The following is a 20,798-nucleotide window of genomic DNA, read 5'->3' as shown; positions in this document are numbered from 1 at the left end:
TTTTTATTGTTTAAAAATTACTTTGGGCAGTCCTATTTCGCCATACATCAATGTTTTAACCAAAGGTTTCAGCAGTCCGGCCGCTAACAAATACAGGGAAGGATCATGATGGGTATTGGCCCGGACAACCACTTTCTGGTTTCTGTACTGTTTCAGATCAGCATAAATGAGACGGCGTTTCCAGAGATCAAGCAGAATTGTTTCTGCATTATTTAAATCCACATAAGAAGCGTAAGGAAAAAGCTTTTCCATGATCATCATGTATGCCCAGGGCGGGATGATAGCACCCGTAGAGCAGATAATTCCTACTGCTTTTTCATCGTACACCGAATAATCTACTGCAGCAATAGATTCTTTAAATTCTTTTTCCTTCACAATCATTCCCATGAAAAGATGATCTTTAATATCCAGTTCTACAATTTCCGTCGTCGGTTTGTAGTCTGAAAGGTCAAAAGCAATAATGCCTGAAGCTTTTGCTTTATTGATAAAAATTTCCTCAGTCATAGCTTATTAAAATCCATGTTAATTATCTTATTTTTGACAAAGCCTCATCATATTTTTTCTCAACGGCAGCCCAATCCAGTACAGACCAGAAGGCATCCAGATAATCTGCGCGTTTATTCTGATAGTTCAGATAATAAGCATGTTCCCATACATCTATTCCAAGAATCGGAAAACCTCTGTTCATCGAAAGAATGTCCATCATCGGGTTATCCTGGTTAGGGGTAGAACTGATGGCCAGAGATCCATTAAATTTTACATATAGCCATACCCATCCTGAACCAAATTGAGCCAGACCGGCTTTTTTCATTCCTGCTTTAAGCTCTTCCAGGCTTCCAAAAGTGGCTGTGATGTCATTATAAAGCATGCCTTCGGGACTCAGCTTAGGTTCAGGAGAAAGAATTTCCCAGAATAAAGAATGGTTATAATGCCCACCTCCGTTATTTCTTACGGCAGGACTGTATTCACTGATCCTTTGCAGTAACGAATCAAGATCAGGATTGATTTCATTGGTTTGCATCAGAGCTGCATTCAGATTGTCTACATAAGCCTGATGGTGCTTTTGATGATGAATCGTCATTGTTTCTTTATCTATAAATGGAGCCAAAGCATCATAAGCGTAAGGTAGCTGCGGTAATGTAAATGGGTTCATCGTATTTATTTTTTTAATTAACCTATGACAAAGGTAAAAATATATTTGATAAAACAACTTTATTGTTGTTTTATTAATATAATGAATGAAAATAATAAAGTGTTGTAAATGTTTAATTTAAGCTTTACTTTTTGAGTTTATAGAAAATGACTATATTTGTTGTTGGAAAATAAAACAACCTAAATATTGTCAAATGAAGAAGCCGGCTGCAGATCGGATTCTGATGTTTTTAAAGATGAGAGGGGAAGCTACCTCATTTCTTATCGCAGAAGAATTATCAATTACCAAAGAAGGTGCAAGAAAACATTTACTGAATCTTGCTGAGGAAGGGCTGATCCGGTCTTCAGTGAAAAGCGAAGGCGTAGGACGCCCATCTGCTTATTATACTCTTACTGAAAAAGGCTTGGCTCAGTTTCCCGATACCCATGCGGATGTAACCGTTCAGCTTCTGAAATCTGTGAAAAATCTTTTAGGTGAAAATGCGTTGAACTTGCTGATCAGCGACCGCGAAAAGAACACTCACGACCGTTATGAAAAAATACTTTCCAAAGCACAGTCTTTAGAACAGCGTCTGGAGTTTCTGGCAAAAGTCCGAAGTGAGGAAGGCTATATGGCAGAATGGAAAAAAGAAGGGCAAAATTACTTCCTGATTGAAAACCATTGCCCGATATGTGCTGCCGCTGCAGAATGTCAGGGGTTCTGCCGTGCCGAGCTATCCAATTTTCAATCCCTGATAGGGAAAGATTATAAAGTGGAAAGAATAGATCATATCATTTCGGGGGGACAACGCTGTGTCTATAAAATCAGCCGGTAATTTATTATTTAATTTATAATCATTACTCAGAATATGGCTTTAAAAGCAGTAATATTTGATATGGACGGTGTCCTTATAGATTCAGAAAAATTCTGGGCTCAGGCCGAATTTGATGTCTTTTCATCCTATGGCGTAAAGATTACGGAAGAACTTGCCGCGCAAACAAAGTATATGACTACACAGGAAGTAACAGAGTTCTGGTATGAAAGATTTCCGTGGGAAAATTTTGATGCAGCTGATCTGGAAAATAAGGTGGTCACAAGAGTGATTGAGATGATACACACCAATGCCTGTACAATGTCCGGTGTTCAGGAATTTATCAGAAATCTTAAGAATAATGATTATAAAATAGGATTGGCTACAAACGCTCCCTTACGGGTGGCCCATGCTGTTCTTGAAAAGCTTGAGGTTTATGATTTGTTTGATACCGTACATTCTTCGGAGTTTGAAGCCCAGGGAAAACCTCATCCCGCGGTTTATCTTACTTCTGCAAAAAATCTTGGGATTTCTCCTGAGCACTGCATTGCCATTGAAGACAGCCATTCAGGCTTAAAAGCAGCAAAAGCAGCAGGAATGAAAACCATTATTTTCACCAATAACGACGAAAATATAAACTCCAGCCTTGCCGACTTTAAAATCCTGGATTTTAATACAGTTTTTCTGCCAGTATTTGGTGAATAGTCAATAGTGAATCCGCTTCGCTGTGAATCTTGACAGACGTTATAAATTGACAATTGACCGCGCAGCAGATTGACCATTGATACAACCCCGCGCTCCGCATCCCGAACCACATCTCAGTACCTCGTCAAAATCTCCATCAAAAACAGGATAGAAACCAGTTTTTTAGATGACTGGTACTCCGGATTAAGCTGTTCCCGGATTTCACCCAAAGCTCTGCTTAATTTATTACTTACGGTTTTATTGCTGAGCCCCAATGCTTCTGCCGTTTCACTGACAGACATATTTTTCCTGATTCTCATATCATATACCTGCTGTTCTGTTGAAGGAAGCCTCCCCACTACTTCATCAATCATCAGTAATAAGGCAGAAATTTCATTTTCCTCAAGGATTTCAAAATAATCTGTATCCGCCGTATCAATTTCATGTGGGATATCAAACTCATCAATGCTCAGTGTAGGAGGGGCCTTTTTATGGCTGTTGTAAAAATCAATAATACGGTAATGGAGATGGCGGAGAAGATAACCTTTCGCACTTTCAGAATCATCAGTCTGTATGGTATCTGCATGTTCAAGAAGCTTCACCCAAAGGTTCTGAAGGATTTCTTCAGTGATTTCTTTATCCCGGGTCCGTACAAAAACAAAGCTATATAGACTATCCCAGTATCGGTCATACAGCAGCATAAATGCAGGACGGTCGCCTGATTTTATTTTCTTTAATAATGTATAGTCTGTTGGGCTCATATTCTGTTACAAAATTACCTAAAGGAAAGTTAACTTTTTGTGAACTTTGGGGATGGTAAGATTAAATATTTCTGAAAAAAGAAGCCTAAATGGCATGTTAATGTTGAGTAAATGTGAAAAAGAGCGAAAATTATTAACAATTGGGCTGTAATGTGAATATAACGTTAAGAATGCCCCGGGAAGTTTTTCATTTTCACTGTCTTATAGATAGAAGTATCTGTGAATACGATGAAAGACTCTATGAAAAAACGTTTGACTTATAAAAATATTGAAGCCTTTGTTTTCAGACTTTGGGAACGGGAAGTTTCGGAAGATCCGGTTTCTGAAAAAGAACATGAACTTTTAAAACAATGGAAAATCCAGGCTGAGAAAGAGCTGGATGCCGTTCATAGGAAAGCATCTAAAGAAAGGGTTTTATCCGGATTGGAACATTATTTTTCTCCAACGGATATTATTTCGGTTTCATCTGCAAAAAACTTAAAAACACATCTATTATATAAAATTGCTGCGGTAATTATTCTGCTTTTATCATTGGGCGGAATTTTTACCTACACCATGTTCATCAGGCCTGATGTTTATATGGCCAAATCCGCAAACCGTATTGTTCATCTTGAAGACGGATCGGTAGTTACCCTTTTACCGGGAGCTGAAATGACCGTAGCAAAATCATTTCCTGCTGACACCAGAGTGGTGGATTTAAAAGGAGATGCCATATTCTCTGTGGCAAAATCAAAAATACATCCTTTCATCGTTCGTGCAGAAGGTTTCAGTACCAAAGTGTTGGGAACTGTATTTAAAATTTCACAATCCGGAAAGAAAAAGCGGTCGATCTTTATGAAGGGAAGGTGGCCGTATCTTCTCCAGGAGTTCCGGTTTCTTTCCTTACACCGAATCAGAAATGGACCAATTTCGGGATTGCCCATACAACTGCGGTGATATCATTGAAACCGGTAAGAAAATCAGCCGGTAAAGTTTCTTCCATATTGTCTTTAAGCTTTAATGATGTTCCGTTAAAAGAGGTGATAACTATTCTGGAAAACAGCTATAATACCAAAGTATTGTATCCTAAAGAAGCTGAAGAAAGAAAGATCACTGCAGACTTTACCGGAGGAACAGTCGGTGAAAATATTGAATCACTGGCTTTTATCCTTGGACTGGAAGTGCAGAAAAAGAAAACACCTATATCCTGAAAAAATAATCACTATTAAAAATTAAATAATCATAATCAAGAGAACACTTTAAGTATGAAAAGTTTGAAATGTGGGATTACCATAGCAGCCTTATTTTTACTGTAGCCGCTGAAGCTCAGGAGCTGGTTCAGAAAGTAACATTTTCTGTACCTGCCAACAGACCGTTGATTGAAGTTTTGGAGGAATTTGCCGGAAAAACGGGAATGAGACTGGCTTATTCCAGGGTAGATATAAAAGAGCTGAAGGTAAAAGGAGTAAAATGTGAAAACACTTCTGTCAACAGCTGTCTGAAGGATATTATCAACGGACTTCCTGTTGTATACCGTCTGCATGGCGACCTTATTTCGATAAAATATGAAAGTTCTAACATTTCCGCACCGGGAAACGGACGTATTTCCGGTAAAATCGTAGATGAGGTAGGGAATCCTGTTATCGGAGCTGAAGTTAGTATGGCTCAGAAAACTGCAGTGACTGATAATAACGGGGATTTTACGATAGATCTTCCCTCAGGAACGTATAACCTCACGATAAAAGCGCCTAAATATAATACACTGAGAGTTCAGAAATTATCTGTTATCAATAATGAAACCAGTTCTGTTTCATTTGCTTTAAACAAAGCATCCGATAAAATAACGGACATCAAAGAAGTGATAATTACTGCAGCCCGCAAGGCAGATACCCAGGCCGGACTTCTTGCACAGCAGAAGAAAGCCGCTCAGATGAGTGATGGTATTTCAGCAGAACAGATTTCCAAAACACCTGACAGCGACGTGGGAGGAACCCTGAAAAGGGTAACAGGAATTACCACCATTGATAATAAATATGTAGTGGTACGGTCTATGGGAGAGCGTTGGAATACCGCTGCGATGGATGGAATTAATCTTCCAAGTACGGAAGCCTATAACCAGAATTTTTCATTCGATATCATTCCTACTGCCATGGTGGAAAGTGTAGTGGTAAGCAAATCTGCCACCCCAGATATGAATGCCAGCTTCGCAGGAGGGTATGTGGAAGTGAGGACCAAAGATATTCCCAACGAAAATTTTACGACGGTAACAATGGGAACTTCTTATAATGACCAGTCTGCCTTCAAAGAATTTCTGACCCGTAAACGAGGAAAGTACGATTATTTCGGGTATGATGACGGGACAAGGGACTTTCCCAAAGGACTTGAGCCGATGAACTGGACAGACCCAAGATTTTTTGAACAGTCCAGGCAGTTTACGAATGACAATTTCAGCACCTATACAACCAGAGGTGACATGGGATCTAATATACAGCTGGCATTGGGAAGGACCTACGCCCTTAAAAACAATAATAAATGGGGTTTTGCGGGAGCATTCGTCATAAGAAATGAACAGAATAAACTGGACATAGACCATACCGGAAGAGGAAACTGGCTGGATACAACGGGAATGCCTGATGCCAACGGACAGATTCCATTCTATAATTTCAAAAACAGCGGGGCCTCCTATAATTATAATTCTACACTGGCTGGGATGCTTAATTTTGGATTGCAGCTTGGGAAAAACAGAATCTCTTTCCGTAATTCCTATACCCATATTTTTGATAATACACTGACAAGAGTAACCGGATGGAATGAATATTCAACCGGAAGTGGAATGGCTGCCAATGCAGAATTAGCTTATAATTATTTTTATAATGGTGTTATCCCCAATAATGATCCGGAACAGATCAAAAACCTGGACAGGCCTTATACGGATAATACCAATTACCCGATTTTTCAGACCCTTTTACAAAATAAACTGGAAGGAAGCCATAAAATAGGAAACGCAGAGATCAGTTGGTTTGCAGCCCGTACAGGAGTGGCTTCTGATACCAAAGACTACACACAATATATCACCAGATATGACTTTATCGGAAATGAAATTCTCACATTTCATAAGATCTATAATTCCGGAGCAGATTTTTACAGAGGATATATAGAAAACAAAGAAACAGATTACAATTACGGAGCGTCTGTTAAGTGGGATATGGACGCAGGAAGCTTTAAGAATACTGTTAAAACAGGATATGCCGGTGCTATAAAAAACAATACCAACCAACAGCAGAAGTTTTTCTTCGTGTTGACGAAAACCGGGACGTTCCGAACAGCGAAAAGAACTATTTGACGATGTATGGTTCGCTTGCTGAATGGTTTAATGGCTCCCATTATGTTCCGGGTGGTATTGGCTGGGAAACCCGGGGACTCTATAAAAACGATAAGTATGAAGGAGAAGTCAATCAGCATGCGGTTTTTGTGATGTTTGATAACCGCTGGAAAAAATTAAGGTTAGTCTGGGGACTTCGTGCAGAATATTTTAAGTACGATATGATTTCCCAGCAGCTGGATCCTTCAGATTCCAAATACATCATTAGAGCGGCTATAGATGATAAACCATGGCAATGGATGCCCTCTGCGAATTTTACATATAGCCCTACCAACAAGATCAATCTGAGACTTGCCTATAACAAATCCGTCATCCGTCCGCAGTTTAATGAAAGAACCGGTTTGCCGTATTTTGACCCGATTGCCAATGGTTTGATCTATAATACTGAAATGACGTCCTCTGTCATTAATAATTATGATTTCAAATTTGAATGGTTTCCAGGATTGGGAGAAATATTTTCTGCAGGACTGTATTATAAAAATATAGACAGACCTATCGAACGGGAAGGCCATATTTCCAGTGAAGGAAACCTTTTCCTGTACAATGGAAATTCAAAAAATGCAAAGCTGATAGGCGTAGAGGCAGAAGTGAGAAAAAGTTTAGGCTTTATAGCAGACGGAACTTTTCTGGAAAAACTTTTCATAAGCGGAAACTTCACTTATAACCATACGAAGGTAGTGGCTTTTAAAGATCTGTACAAAACGGGAGACAATGATGAAACCTATGAAGTGAACCGGCCGCTTTACGGGCAGACTCCTTATGCTTATAACCTTGGGCTTATCTATGATGGAAGCCGGCTGGGTATGAGTTTTTTGTATAACGCAAAAGGAGACCAGTACATCACCGTAGGGTATGCTTACAAAGGAGAAGAAATACAACGCCCTTATGCTGTGGCGGATGCTCAGATCTCCTATAAATTTCTCCGCGACAGAAACTTTGAAGTAAAATTTAATGTGAGAAACCTCTTCAACAGGGTTAAGGAATATTATAACAATTTCAATTCTTATCTCGCTGAAAAAAACGGAGGCGGAAGTAATGTAGGTACAGACAGGGAAGCATGGGATCTTCTTCCGGGAGCTACAGACAGATACGATAAAAATATTGATAAAATTATGTTTCGGGCTTATAGCGGAAGAATGTTCAGCCTGAGTGTAAATTATACTTTTTAGGAGTATATCGACGGATATGGAAAGATATCTTAATTATAGCAGCGTACAGGTTCCGGCAGCCTGATCAAACTGATTAAACTGATGATGCGCACAGCAGTACAGTTCTGACAACGCCGGCGTTAGAAGTTTTCCCGGGCTTTAACGATTCTCACGGGAACTCCCGCAATGCAGCTCCTCCTGCAGCGATGGGATGAACACCAAAAAACAAATCGAAGGAATAAGAGGAAGATATTCCTGAATAAAAAACTGATCTGGTATAAAAAATAACACGACCGGATTTATTAAAAATTATAACAATGAAAAGACTAACTCTAATTGCAGTGGCAGCATTATCTCTTACAGCTTGTCAAAACGATCAACTGGCGGATTCATCATCTCCATTCGAAATGAAATCTACTTCTGCTGAGTACCTTACAGCTTCGGCTCTTCCGGTAACCAGCGTAAGTGGTGCTATTACTACAAATACTACATGGAGCGGTGTAGTTGAATTAGATGGAGTTGTAACCGTAAAGAATGGTGCTACATTAACAATCCAGCCGGGTACATTCATTAAAGCTAAGCCAAACAGTAACAATACAGCTACAGGAGTACTGGTAATTACTAAAACAGGAAAAATCAATGCAGCAGGTACAGAAGCTCAGCCAATTATCTTCACCAGCTACAAATTGTTGGATGGAAACGAAGATACAACTGCTGCTCCTGGTGATTTTGGAGGTGTTATCATATTAGGAGATGCTCCTACAAACACGCCTTTCACAAAAACGATTGAAGGGTTATCCGGTCCTGATTTCTATTACGGTGGAACCAATTCTTCTCATAACGGTGGAACATTGAAATATGTACGTATTGAGTTTGCTGGATACGATCTTTTAGCTCCGAACTCTGGAAATGAGATCAACGGTCTTACTTTAGGAGGAGTAGGAAACGGAACTACTCTGGATCATATTCAGGTGTCTTTCGGGAAAGATGACTCTTTTGAATTCTTCGGTGGTACTGTAAACGCTTCCAACCTTGTTTCTTTCGCTGCGGATGATGATAATTTCGATTTCGATAACGGATATACAGGAACAATCACTTGTGCACTGGCTTTGGCAGATTATAATTCTACGCATAGTCTTAGCGGAGCAAGCCCGGATTCTAATGGTATCGAGCTTGATAACAATGCAGATGGTTCTTCTACAACATTGCTGACTCATCCGGTAATCAACAACCTTACTATTATCGGTGCTAAAAACTCTTCTAAAGGTGTTTTATATGAAAACGGTATCCACATCAGAAGACACGGAAGATTAACATTAAATAACGCTGTAGTTACAGGTTACCCTGTGGGAATCAAAGTGGAAGGTACAGGTTCTGAACTTTCTTCAGCTTCAGCATACAGCACAATTCAGGTTCACGGATTTACTACTTCAGTTACGGGTACAGGTACAGCGGGAATTCCTGCAGCTAACCTGGCGACTGGTACTCCTGCATCTCTATGGGGTATGAGCCAGCCGTTCTTCAACGAAGGAAGCTGGAATGTATCTCCAAGAAATTGTGGAAATTTCCAGGGAATCTGGACAAAATACAATTTCACGATTGTAGAATAATAAAAACTTTAAAAAGCAGGGAACAGCACATGCTGATTCCTTGCTTTCTTCAAAAATCTTAATCATCAGCATTATGAAAAAAATAATTTTATCATCTGCTCTGTTTTTAACCCATCTGGCTGCAGCGCAGTCTCTGGTATGGGGGAATTCTTTTGACACTCCTGCTGATCTTCAGGGATGGACATTCCATGATCTGAACAGCAATGGCAACGGATGGGTACAGGGACAAAATATCTATCACAACGGAACATCTTTAACTTATGGAACGGCAGGTGTTCTCCGCCATTCGATCAGTTTGGTTCCAACCGGAAATGCTACAGGATTTACAACGGAAAATGACTGGATTATTTCTCCTCAGATTGATCTTACAAATGTTTCAGGAACTGTCACTTTAGCAGCTTATATCGGAAGGCAGAGATCCACCCATACCATTGTTGCCAGAGATCTTTTTATCTATGTAAGCACACCACAGAAAGAAGTTCCTGCATTATCTGACTTTCAGGCAATGACGGTAGATGGCAATGGAAATGACATTTCAAGCCCTTACAAAATACAGGTAGGAGATTCTGCCAATCCATTTCCGGCGGATCTCACCGAGTTTGTAGAATCCCTTGTAGATCTTTCTGCTTTTGCAGGGAAGAAAATTTATATCGGGATGTGGGCCAACAGAAAAGCAAGCGGAAATAATATCCAGAACATTAATATTGATGAAATAGGAATTTATGCCGATTCATTTTTGGGAACTAAGGATGTAAAAAGAAACAAAATTATAACACAAATCGCAGAAAATCCGGTAAAAGAATTTTTACAGCTGCAGCTTAATCCGGCATTGAAAGAAAATATAACCGTAGTCAGTATTTATAATGCAGCAGGACAAAAAGTACTTACCGCTCAGTATTCCAAAGCGATTCATCTGGCTGGTCTTACATCAGGAGCATATATTGCAGAAATTACGGATGGAAAGACTACGGAGAGACTGAAATTTATTAAGAAATAATCATTATTCTGATCCCTTAGAATCTGATAGGAGAAACACCATGAAATTTTAAATATAAATAACGGAGAGTCTTTGAAAAAAGCTATCCGGAACATATCCAACCAGTTTTTTTATAATTGTGTATTGCCCGGCCCATGGGCCGGGCAATATTTTTAAAGTTTACAAGAAATAATTGAAGAAAGATGAATAAAATCTTCGCATTACTACTGTTATTCACTGTACTGTTTTCATGCACAGACAACAATACGATGGAGTTATATGATAAAGTACAGAAACCCGGAGAGGTTACTATCAAAGGATTTTCCAAACCTGATGTGCTGCAGCTGAGGTTTAACGGACAGCCTGTAACCATTGACGGAAAAACATCTTATACCAATAAAATAGAAACCCGGCTTCAGTTTGTACTGGATCAGGGAGAAACCAATAAACTGTCTGTTTATAACAATGAAACAGGTGCTGAAATTGCAAAATACAATATTACTTATGACAATATAGATGATTATAAGAACCTTTACTTTTTAATCTTCCGGGGATCTACCTGCAGACTTATGCTGTAAAACCCCAGGTGAATTTGGGAAAAGTAGGTTTTGAATTTATTTTTCCTAACCTGGGAGAGCTTTCAGGAACGTCTCTGAAAAATGTAAAAGGTATTCTGAAAAGGGAAAACGGAGTAGTGCTGGCTGAGTTTGATACTATCGGGAAGGATAATTTTACTGCAGTGAAAGTCTATAGTTTTTTCAGTTCTACAGCTCCGGTTTATCTTGAATTATACAAGCCGGGAACTACAGAGCCTTACGCAGGATCTAAAATGATTCAGGTGAAATTAAAACAGCACACAGGGGCCAATATGATTGTCCTTCAGGAGAAGATGGAAAATGGAGAATGGGTGGTAAAAGGAGATATTGATGTAGCAGAATATCTGTAATACGTATGAAAAATTTTTTAAAAATTCTATGCTTTGCGATGGCAGCATTCCTCATTTCATGTTCAAATAATGATGAAAGCATACCTGTTTTCCCGGAAGGAAGTACAGAATCTGTGAATCTCTGGGTTCAGGACAGTATGAAACGATACTATTACTGGGCAGATCAGATGCCTGCAAAACCGGATTACAGACTTCCTGCCAAAGATTTTTTTAAAAGCCTGCTGTCTCCCCAGGACCGGTTTTCATTTATAGTGAATACTGAAGATTCTTCTACCTATCCACGGTCCATAAGGAATATGTACGGTTTTGATTATACCGTCGTTCAGCTGGCCAATAGTGAAGTGATTACTGTGGTTAAGCTGGTCCTTCAAAATTCTCCGGCTTTCAATGCTGGGCTGGAACGGGGTATGATCATTACCAAAGTCAACGGGAAAGTAATGACGGCCGCAAATGCTGAAGCTATGGCTGCATCCATTAAAGATCAGACTGTTGTGGATCTTACGGTCGGAAAATGGCAGAATGGAACAGTCATCAATGAAAAAAATATTACCGTTTATTACGGCTTCTCTTTTGAACAGCCTATTTTATCTAAGATTTTTGATAAAAACAATAAAAAAGTGGGGTATCTGTATATCTATGATTTTCCGGACGGGATGACCCAGGCGCTGAATCAAAAATTTGCAGAATTTAAAGCTGCCGGCGTACAGGAGCTGATCCTTGATCTCCGCTACAATTATGGAGGTTCAGTATCTGCTGCGGCTGCACTTTGTTCACTGATTCCCGCCGGTCTTTCATCCGCTTCACCATTCATTATTTTTAAAGGAAATAAAAACGGAGGTGAAGTAAAAAGGACATTCGCAGAGCAAATTGCCTATGATCCCAAAGCTTTAAATTTTACAACGCTACGGACCAATGCGTTAGGTTTACAGAAAGTTTTCATCCTTACTTCTAACAGTACAGCGTCTGCTGCTGAAATTGTCATCAATAATCTGAAGCCGTATATGCAGGTCATTCAGATTGGAAATACCACACTGGGGAAAGATATGGCAGGATTTGTGGTGGAAGACAAACGTAAACCGAGAAAAATTTCCTGGCAGATTCACCCGGTAATTTATAAAGTATTTAATGCCAAGGGCTCCGGAGAATACAGCAATGGAATTTCACCACAGATAATCGTTAATGAATATGCAGGACTTCCGCTGTTACCTCTTGGAGATCCTGATGAAACCCTTATCTCATCTGCTCTGAACGGTGGATATTTCAAATCAGCAGATCACGAAAAGAATGGAAATACCAGGATTTTATTTCAGAGTGATGTGCCGCCTATCGTAGCGGGGAAGTAGTTTATATCGAAAAGCGAAAAAGCAAAATAGCGAAAGACAAAAGAGCTGATTGCGGAATTTTAATAATGACAAATACAAAATAAGATATAGAATAATTAAAGTAAAATCTATAAAAGTCTCTTTGCCGTTTTGCAATTTAGCCTTTTAGCCTGTTTGCTTCAATCTATTCAGAAACACCATAAAATCATAAAACCATGCAGGGAATAGAACCGAAACTTCACATGAACCTGACCAGCCGTATTGAATATTACCGTCTGCTGATAGAAGCTGCGGAAGATCCTGAAAGCCAGCCCTCAGAAGTGATTACTCAGATTTCAGAACTGAGCCATCTTTATGAAGAGTATCTGCTTAATAAAAAGAATCTGGAAAACAGCATCAAAAATTACCGCGCATACCATAACGATTTAAGAAAAAAGCTCACCTCAAGGCTTCGGGAACTCAGAAGAAAGGCAAGACAGAAATAGCGCTAATGTAGACTTTGGCTGCTTTACTGTGAAATTCATACCTTTATGACATCAAGTTGAAGGATGAAGGATTTATGAATTTTAATCAAGCTGAACTTTCAGGTTATTTAAATATGTTCTGGCAGTTTTCCTGGCCGGAATGGATTATATTCAGCCTGATTGTCAACGTCTTTCTCTACCTGTTTTCCATAGGTTTATATATTTTTATTGAAAAAACCTGCCGTAAAAGTCTGTTGCAGGAAAAAAATCATCCTGTCAAAAGATCCGATTTTTTTCTCAGCCTGCTTACGATATTGTGTAACAGTTTCGTTATGTTACTCGGAGCTTTTTTATGGAAAAACGGATGGATAGTGCTTGGACAGACACAATCCTTCATGATAATAACAACGGAGGTTGCTGCTTTGCTCCTCTTAATGGATCTTCTGATGTATTTTTTCCATTTTGCCGCGCATTTACCTTTTCTGTATAAAATGCTGCACGGAAAACATCATGAGCATGTCAGTACGAATTTTTTGAGTCTCTTTGTTCTTCATCCTTTTGAAACGATAGGATTCGGACTCATGATGCTGGCCTTACTCATAGGATATGATTTTTCTGTAGTTTCCATTTCCATTTATCTTTTGCTTAATCTGATCTGGGGAACCATAGGGCACCTGAACAGGGAATTTTTTCCGGCTTCCTTCGACCGCTTTTTTGTGGGAACAACAAGATTTCACAATCAGCATCATTTGGATGAAAGTAAAAATTTCGGATTCTATACTTCTATCTGGGACAGAGTATTTGGTACATATAAGTAAGAATTGAGTTTTACAATTTTATATCATTCAAAACTTTACCCAGCAGATAATTAAAATTTTCCAGTTCTTTAGAAGTGAGTATAGAAGCCGTCTGCCGTGTAATATTCTTACGGAATGTCTCAGAATTTTCTATGATAAATTTTCCTTTATCGGTCACCGAAAGATTAAATTTCCTGTGATCTTTTTCCTCCTGTTTTCTGATAATAAAATCATGACTGATCAGAAATTTCAGCTGTTTTGAAATGGCTGCCTGGCTGATATTAAACGCTGTCGATATTTCTCTTCCCGTAGCGGTTCCTTTTCTTAAAATAAATTCAATAATATTATAATGGGCTGCGGTTACCCCGTTAATATCACCCCGGTTCATATGTGCCAGAATAAGGCACTGGAAATCGGTAAATGTGTTAAAAAATTCTTTTTCAATGGGTTTCATCATAAATATGCTTAACTTAGTTAAATATTAACAAAGTTAAGTATTTTTATCATGGAAAATATAGAAATTACGAATGCCCGGCAAAATAATCTCAAAAATATTTCCATAAAAGTCCCAAAATACAAGATTGTAGTTTTTACGGGAGTATCCGGATCAGGAAAATCATCTTTGGTTTTTGAAACCATAGGAGCTGAGGCACAAAGGCAGATCAATGAAACCCAGAACAGCTTTATCAGAAACCGTTTACAGCATTATGGCCTTCCGGATGTAGATAAAATTGAAAATCTGAATGTTCCTATCATTATCAATCAGAAACGGTTGGGAGGAAATGCCAGATCTACGGTAGGAACAGCAGCAGATGTATCTGCTTCTTTAAGGCTTTTATTTTCCAGAATGGGAGAGCCGTTTGTGGGATATTCAAATGTTTTTTCATTTAATCATCCTCAGGGAATGTGCCCGGAGTGTGAAGGATTGGGATTTGTTCAGACGTTGAATGTGAATGCCTTAATGGATCGTGAAAAATCTCTGCACGAAGGAGCCGTAAGGTTTCCGACTTTTCAGCCAGGCGGATGGCGTTTAACAAGATATACTTTATCAGGCTATTTCGATAATGATAAAAAGCTGAAAGATTTTACCGGTAAAGAATGGGAAACCTTGTTGTACGCACCGGAACACAAACCTAAACATCCTCATAAAGAATGGGGAAAAACAGTAAAATACGAAGGTATTGTCCCAAGAATTGAAAAAGCGTTTCTGAAAAAGGATTCTAAAGAAAACATAACTAGAAAAGACGCTCTGAAGAATATTGTCATAACGAAAACATGCCCTTCATGCAACGGAAAACGGCTGAATGAAAAAATATTATCCTGTAAAATTAAGGGAATGAATATCGCAGACTGTATGGCACTTTCCGTAGACGAGCTGCTGGAGTTTATTACTTCTCTGGATGCAGGGACATATGAAGTCATTATTAAAGAGCTTTCAGCAAAACTGCAGAATATCATTACGATCGGGCTGCAGTATCTGACTTTGGACCGAAGCACCAATACCCTTTCCGGAGGAGAGTCTCAGCGTATAAAAATGGTTCGGAGTCTGGGAAACAGCCTGGTAGACCTGTTATATATTTTTGATGAACCCAGTATCGGACTCCATCCGAAAGATCTGCAGAATATCATCACCATCATGCAGCAGATTCGGGACAAAGGAAATTCTGTTTTAATTGTAGAGCATGATCCTGACCTGATTAAAATGGCGGATCGGGTTATTGATATTGGTCCCGGTTCAGGAAGAAATGGGGGAGAGGTGGTATATGACGGAACATTTAAAAACTTAAAGAATTCGGCTGGCAAAACAGGTTCCTATTTCGCAAAGAAACCCTCTGTAAAACAAAGATTCAGAAAGCCTGATGGCTATCTTGAAATTAAAAATGCCAACAGATATAATCTTAAAAATGTGACTGTAAATATCCCAACCGGAATAATGACAGTTGTAACAGGAGTGGCTGGTTCCGGCAAAAGTACCCTTATTAATCGTATTTTACCTGAGCTTTATCCGGATGTGACCATTATTGATCAGTCTTTGTTCACTGCAAGTGCCCGTTCCAATTTGCTTACTTATCTTGGAATATCGGATACTGTTCGTAAGCTTTTTGCACAATCTAATCAGGTTTCAGACAAGCTGTTCAGCAGAAATAGTGAAGGAGCCTGTAAAAACTGTAAAGGATTAGGAATAGAAAAAATTGACCTTGCTTTTATGGATGATATTGAACAGCCATGCGAGGTTTGTGGTGGTTCAGGATTTGATCCCGACGTACTGAAGTTTACATACCACGGAAAAACAATTGCTGAAGTGATGAACCTGACGGTTTCTGAAGCCGCTGATTTTTTTAAGGATGAATTTGTTCTCAGAAATTTTGATCTGATGATACAGCTTGGACTTGATTATCTAACATTAGGACAAAGGCTGGACAGCTTTTCCGGAGGTGAAAGACAGCGCCTGAAACTGACAAGAGAACTGAAAAATACCAATCAGATCATTATTCTTGATGAACCGAGCACAGGACTGCATCCAAGTGATATCCAAAAACTGCTTACGTTTTTTACCAGCCTTGTAGATCAGAACAATACCTTGATTGTCATCGAACACAATCTTGATATTATTTCACAGGCAGACTGGATAATTGATATGGGACCCGGTGCAGGGAAATTTGGCGGTAAGGTATTATTTGAAGGAACTCCGCTGGATTTGTTAAAAAATAAAATATCATTTACCGCAGAGTTTTTGAAGAAGCATATTCAGTGAAAGGAATGAAAAATGAAGAGTATTAAGTTGAGCTGAACTCACGAGATTGCTTCACCTGTGGTTCGCAATGACAGTACAGTTCAACTTAATATTCTTAAAACCTTATCACCTTAATGGTTAAAGATTATTTTTATTTTGCAGCTTTTACAGCGGTTTTAATAGCTTTTTCAACCATTCTCCAGTCATAATAATGAAATACTCTGCCATTACTCATCGCCACAAAAACTCCTTTCGGGAATTTCGGACCTAAGTTAACATTGGTCACTTCAGAACCATCACTTTCTAAGGTAGAAACCGGAATTTCTGCAATTCTTCCTCTGGACTGATCTTCCCTTAAATAGACATTGAAAGTATCATTCTGCTGATTTGAAACCAGAATATATCCTTTTCCCTGAGAAGTAGGATAGATCGAAATTCCTTCCACATCAGATGTAAAATCTCCTTTTCCGAAAACGGATAGCTCTTCATTTCCTTTTTCCGGATCAGCATAATATTTGTGAACCCCGAACTGCTCATCAGAATAATAGATATAACCCATTTCGTCATCTACAGCAATGCTTTCAATCTCTTTCAGACCGCTGTATTTTCCAAACTTGCGTACAACTTCTCCGGTAATAGAACCGTTTTTTTCAGAAAGCTTATATTGCCATAAGTACCCGTCAGCCGGGCCTGATTTTCTTCCCACAATGACAAATATTTCTTCTGTCTGTGGTTTCTTATACATTGAAATTCCCATCGGACCACGTTCCGTTTCTCCGTCAAATACAGAGATTTCACCCACTTCTTTCAGTTCGGGAAGCGAATATAATTTTATTGTATTGGTTTCCCTTTCAGTGACTGCTGCAATATCGGTTTTCTTCCCGTTTAAAATAAAACCATATTCAAGATCAACATTGTTGGGACGTTTTAATCCTAAAACTTTATTGATGATTTTCCCGTTAAGATCAAAGGCATACAAGCCTCCATCCGTATCTTTATCTGTTCCGATGATAATGCTTTTTGAAGTGTCCTGAGGATTGATCCATATCGCAGGATCATCGGTATCATGAACAACTGTTTCTGTAATAACAGTTGGTTTTAATTTTTCTGTTAATTGTTGCTGACCGGTGCAGTTGATCACAAAAGGAAGAACTGAAAGAGCCAGTATATAATGTATGTTTTTCATGTTTGTTTTAAAAATCAAATTTTACCCCCATCGTAAACCTTGGTCTGTAATATTCAGCCTGAGCGGTTCTGTCTGGGATTCCCTGATAATATCTTAACGGCTGGTTCGTCAGATTATTGGCTTCTGCAAAAACTCTGAGCTGGCTTGTAATCCTGTAGGAAGCATTGGCATCAAGGAAAAACTGTTTGTCATAATAACGGTCATCAAATGCCTTGCCACCGAGCTCATCAATATAATGAGAAGCATAATTCATGGAGATTCTGGCTGAAAAACGTTTATTTTCCCAGGATAAAGATCCGTTGAACATATGAGGGGCAGCTCCCGGAAATCCTACATCTGTTCTTTCAATACCTTCTTCGTTGGTAATACCTTTTGCTTTGGATTTGGTATAAGTATAGTTGACATATACTCCAAGTCCTTTCCAGAAAGCTCCGGGAATAAAGTCGAGCTGTCTTTGTAAAGCGACCTCAAAACCATAAATATCTACATTGTCACCGTTACGCTGCTGGGTAAACTTCCAGTTGCTTTCTCCTGCCGGAATCGGATTGGTTTGTCCCGCAAAATCATTCGCAAAATCATTGGCCGTATAATTTCTTTTTGAGTACGTATAAATAAAGTCGTTCAGATTTTTGTAGAATACGCCTCCGGAAAGAATCCCGACAGATTTAAAGTATTTTTCCGCCATGAAATCAAAATTGTAAGCATAGGTTGCTTTTAGATTCGGGTTTCCGGCTGCAACGATTTCATCTTCTGAAATAACATTCAGATAAGGAACGAGCGAATAGTAGTTCGGGCGGGCAAGTGCTGTCGTAAAGGCTGCACGAAGCACAAGATCCTGAACCGGCACATATTTGAAGGAAATATTCGGAAGGACATTCGTATAAGTATTGGTATTATTAATCTGTCCTACCAGATCCTTTTCATTCATGACATAGTTTCCGGTGTAATCAATCTGTGTTGTCTCTACACGGGCTCCAACAATCATGGACAGTTTGTCATTAAAATCCTGGTCCCAGCGGATATAACCTGCATAAATCTGCTCTTTAGCATTGTAGTTGCTGGATAAATATTTTTCAGGTTTCAGCTTACCATTGAACAATCCCGGATTGAATAAATCCAGATTTCCAAGGAAAGAAGGATCAACGAATGTTCCCGGAACATAATTTCCCGGCTGGAAGTTCTGACCGTCCAGATTTATTGTCGGAACGGATAAAAGGCTTCCCATACTGTTGACAGGCGTAAAAGCATAGAAATCATTTTCTCTTTCCTTTTTCTTCAAACGCATGCGGAAACCGGTACGAAGGCGTCCTTTCTGACCATCAATTACTGAAAACGGGAAACGCACATTCACTCTTGCTCCCAGTTCCTTTTCCTGTGTAAAGCTGTTGGCATCGGAAAGATCACTCAGTTTATAGCTTCCCGGATTATCTGCCGCCAGAAGATTGATCACAGGTTTTTCAGGATTGCTGAGGTCCGGAGAAAAATTCATTTTGCTGTTTTCAAACTCTATATAACGCTGGTGAGGCTTGTCTTCGCTTGCAATGGCATAGTTTACGGACCAGTCGAGATCCACTTTAGAACCTAATAAATGTTCCCCTCTTAAAGCATAGTTCTGAACTTTCTGTTTTTCCAGGCGGGTGTTGTCATTATCGGCATCCCCCCTTTATTCTGTCTTGTAATACTTCCTTTCCAGTCTGTGATTTCAGTTTCATCACTGTTGTATACCGGTTTTATTTTATATCCTAAGGCATATCGGGTTTCTTTATCATTTCTGAAGTTGTACATGGCGGAAGCATAGATCTTGTTTTTAGAATTGAATTCATAATCCATATTAAGATCAAAGCTATGTCTGATACGGTGTTCATTATAATAACGTACTCCCATTTTGCTCACATAAACAGTCTGGGCAATATCATTGGCCTGGCTCCATACAGGTTCAATGTTATCTGAACCGAAATTGTTGTTGTTATAGGAGAAACTGAAAACTGCGCCTAGTTTTTTATTCAGAAATCTGTTTCCATAAACAAATCCGGCTGTATAATTTCCTTTTTCACGGATCGGATTGTATCCTCCGGCGAGCGTGGCAGAAATTCTCTGTCCGTTAGAGAAGCCCTTGTGATCAGGTTAACGGAACCACCGATGGCATCGGCATCCATATCCGGAGTCAGGGTTTTGTTAACCTCTATTGTAGAGATCATGTCAGAAGGAATCAGGTCCATCTGAACATTCCGGTTATCTCCTTCAGCAGAAGGAATTCTGTCACCATTCAGGGTAACGGAGTTAAGATTCGGAGCAAGCCCCCGGATGATAAGGTTTCTGGCTTCACCCTGATCATTTTGTATGGTGACACCCGGAACCCGCTTCAGGGCATCTCCGATGTTGGCATCAGGAAAACGGCCGATCTGATCTGAAGAAATTACGTTGGTGATATTGGCATTATTTTTTTGCTTGTTTAAAGCTCTTGCCTGATTTTTTAATGTAGCTCCCGAAACTACAATAGCCGCAATGGATGTCTCTTTCTTGTCGAAAATAATATTCTGACGGGTGTTTTTTTCAGGCTCTACCGTTACATGATATTCATGAGTTCCATATCCCAGATAATCGATCTTCATGGTGTAGGTTCCGGGAGGCACATTCAGGAAAACAAAATTTCCATGCTCATCAGAAGTCGTATAGATATTTCCGGGGCTTAAGGAGATTTTGGCTCCCGGCAGGGCTATTTTCGAATCGTCATTAATGTTTCCGGAAAGAGAACCGGTCTGTGCATAGAAAAAAACAGAGGCACAGAATAAAACAGTTGTAAAAATTTTTTTCACTTTTTCCTTCTTTAGATAAAATCAGAAACAAAATTAAACGACTGTTTGGG

At 39.3% G+C, this 20,798-nt stretch carries 19 protein-coding genes and 1 pseudogene; 14 read left to right on the top strand and 6 right to left on the bottom strand.

Going from position 1 to position 20,798, the window contains the following annotated elements:
• Positions 1 to 3: 3 nt before the first annotated feature.
• Positions 4 to 504: a DUF2480 family protein gene (locus tag OWR28_RS15280; RefSeq protein WP_332387333.1), complete on the bottom strand. Its 501-nt coding sequence runs from the start codon at positions 502 to 504 to the stop codon at positions 4 to 6.
• A 22-nt stretch (positions 505 to 526) separates the two neighbouring features.
• Entirely contained in the window at positions 527 to 1,153 is a 627-nt protein-coding gene (locus tag OWR28_RS15275) for a superoxide dismutase (protein WP_332387332.1), read from the bottom strand.
• A 193-nt stretch (positions 1,154 to 1,346) separates the two neighbouring features.
• Between OWR28_RS15275 and OWR28_RS15270 the strand changes: the two genes are divergently transcribed.
• Together OWR28_RS15270 and hxpB are read left to right on the top strand one after the other, a co-directional pair.
• A complete protein-coding gene (locus tag OWR28_RS15270) occupies positions 1,347 to 1,967 on the top strand; it encodes a helix-turn-helix transcriptional regulator (protein ID WP_332387331.1) in 621 nt (206 codons plus the stop codon).
• Between the two features lie 33 nt (positions 1,968 to 2,000).
• Complete coding sequence (hxpB, locus tag OWR28_RS15265; protein ID WP_332387330.1) at positions 2,001 to 2,648, top strand: hexitol phosphatase HxpB; 648 nt, start codon at positions 2,001 to 2,003, stop codon at positions 2,646 to 2,648.
• 113 nt (positions 2,649 to 2,761) lie between these two features.
• Here hxpB and OWR28_RS15260 read toward each other — a convergent pair whose 3' ends face one another.
• Positions 2,762 to 3,388, bottom strand: a complete 627-nt coding sequence (locus OWR28_RS15260) for an RNA polymerase sigma factor (protein WP_332387329.1) — start codon at positions 3,386 to 3,388, stop codon at positions 2,762 to 2,764.
• A 240-nt stretch (positions 3,389 to 3,628) separates the two neighbouring features.
• On the opposite strand from OWR28_RS15260, the gene OWR28_RS15255 reads away from it, so the two are divergent.
• The 11 genes from OWR28_RS15255 (at position 3,629) to OWR28_RS15205 (ending at position 14,033) form a co-directional block, all read left to right on the top strand.
• A complete protein-coding gene (locus OWR28_RS15255; protein ID WP_332387328.1) occupies positions 3,629 to 4,324 on the top strand; it encodes a FecR family protein in 696 nt (231 codons plus the stop codon).
• Positions 4,325 to 4,329: 5 nt separating this feature from the next.
• A complete protein-coding gene (locus OWR28_RS15250) occupies positions 4,330 to 4,578 on the top strand; it encodes a DUF4974 domain-containing protein (RefSeq protein ID WP_332387327.1) in 249 nt (82 codons plus the stop codon).
• A gap of 68 nt (positions 4,579 to 4,646) precedes the next feature.
• Complete coding sequence (locus OWR28_RS15245; protein ID WP_332387326.1) at positions 4,647 to 6,710, top strand: carboxypeptidase regulatory-like domain-containing protein; 2,064 nt, start codon at positions 4,647 to 4,649, stop codon at positions 6,708 to 6,710.
• 2 nt (positions 6,711 to 6,712) lie between these two features.
• Positions 6,713 to 7,918, top strand: coding sequence for a TonB-dependent receptor domain-containing protein (locus OWR28_RS15240; RefSeq protein ID WP_332387325.1), 1,206 nt, complete (start codon positions 6,713 to 6,715; stop codon positions 7,916 to 7,918).
• A 296-nt stretch (positions 7,919 to 8,214) separates the two neighbouring features.
• Complete coding sequence (locus OWR28_RS15235) at positions 8,215 to 9,507, top strand: beta-helix domain-containing protein (protein ID WP_332387324.1); 1,293 nt, start codon at positions 8,215 to 8,217, stop codon at positions 9,505 to 9,507.
• 73 nt (positions 9,508 to 9,580) lie between these two features.
• The gene (locus OWR28_RS15230; RefSeq protein WP_332387323.1) at positions 9,581 to 10,504 is read left to right on the top strand and encodes a T9SS-dependent choice-of-anchor J family protein; all 924 of its coding nucleotides are present in this window, start codon (positions 9,581 to 9,583) and stop codon (positions 10,502 to 10,504) included.
• Positions 10,505 to 10,686: 182 nt separating this feature from the next.
• Positions 10,687 to 11,061, top strand: a complete 375-nt coding sequence (locus OWR28_RS15225) for a hypothetical protein (RefSeq protein ID WP_332387322.1) — start codon at positions 10,687 to 10,689, stop codon at positions 11,059 to 11,061.
• 8 nt (positions 11,062 to 11,069) lie between these two features.
• Positions 11,070 to 11,429, top strand: a complete 360-nt coding sequence (locus tag OWR28_RS15220; protein WP_332387321.1) for a hypothetical protein — start codon at positions 11,070 to 11,072, stop codon at positions 11,427 to 11,429.
• Positions 11,430 to 11,434: 5 nt separating this feature from the next.
• Positions 11,435 to 12,772 (top strand): S41 family peptidase, encoded by a 1,338-nt coding sequence (locus tag OWR28_RS15215; protein ID WP_332387320.1) that lies wholly within the window; start codon positions 11,435 to 11,437, stop codon positions 12,770 to 12,772.
• Between the two features lie 194 nt (positions 12,773 to 12,966).
• Positions 12,967 to 13,236, top strand: coding sequence for a hypothetical protein (locus OWR28_RS15210; protein ID WP_002980109.1), 270 nt, complete (start codon positions 12,967 to 12,969; stop codon positions 13,234 to 13,236).
• Between the two features lie 311 nt (positions 13,237 to 13,547).
• On the top strand, positions 13,548 to 14,033 hold the full coding sequence (locus tag OWR28_RS15205) for a sterol desaturase family protein (RefSeq protein WP_332387319.1): 486 nt from the start codon (positions 13,548 to 13,550) through the stop codon (positions 14,031 to 14,033).
• 10 nt (positions 14,034 to 14,043) lie between these two features.
• On the opposite strand, the gene OWR28_RS15200 is transcribed toward OWR28_RS15205, so the two are convergent.
• Positions 14,044 to 14,469 (bottom strand): MarR family transcriptional regulator, encoded by a 426-nt coding sequence (locus OWR28_RS15200; protein ID WP_332387318.1) that lies wholly within the window; start codon positions 14,467 to 14,469, stop codon positions 14,044 to 14,046.
• A gap of 48 nt (positions 14,470 to 14,517) precedes the next feature.
• On the opposite strand from OWR28_RS15200, the gene OWR28_RS15195 reads away from it, so the two are divergent.
• A complete protein-coding gene (locus OWR28_RS15195; protein ID WP_332387317.1) occupies positions 14,518 to 16,767 on the top strand; it encodes an excinuclease ABC subunit UvrA in 2,250 nt (749 codons plus the stop codon).
• Positions 16,768 to 16,897: 130 nt separating this feature from the next.
• Here the strand turns inward: OWR28_RS15195 and OWR28_RS15190 are convergent, their stop codons facing one another.
• Positions 16,898 to 17,932, bottom strand: a complete 1,035-nt coding sequence (locus OWR28_RS15190; RefSeq protein ID WP_332387316.1) for a phytase — start codon at positions 17,930 to 17,932, stop codon at positions 16,898 to 16,900.
• 7 nt (positions 17,933 to 17,939) lie between these two features.
• Positions 17,940 to 20,748: pseudogene (locus OWR28_RS15185) on the bottom strand (TonB-dependent receptor).
• Positions 20,749 to 20,798: the final 50 nt, after the last annotated feature.

Source organism: Chryseobacterium sp. 1B4, assembly GCF_036631475.1.
Lineage (GTDB): Bacteria > Bacteroidota > Bacteroidia > Flavobacteriales > Weeksellaceae > Chryseobacterium.
Note: the sequence above shows the minus strand (reverse complement) of the source record. Positions and strands in the feature narration are given on the sequence as shown.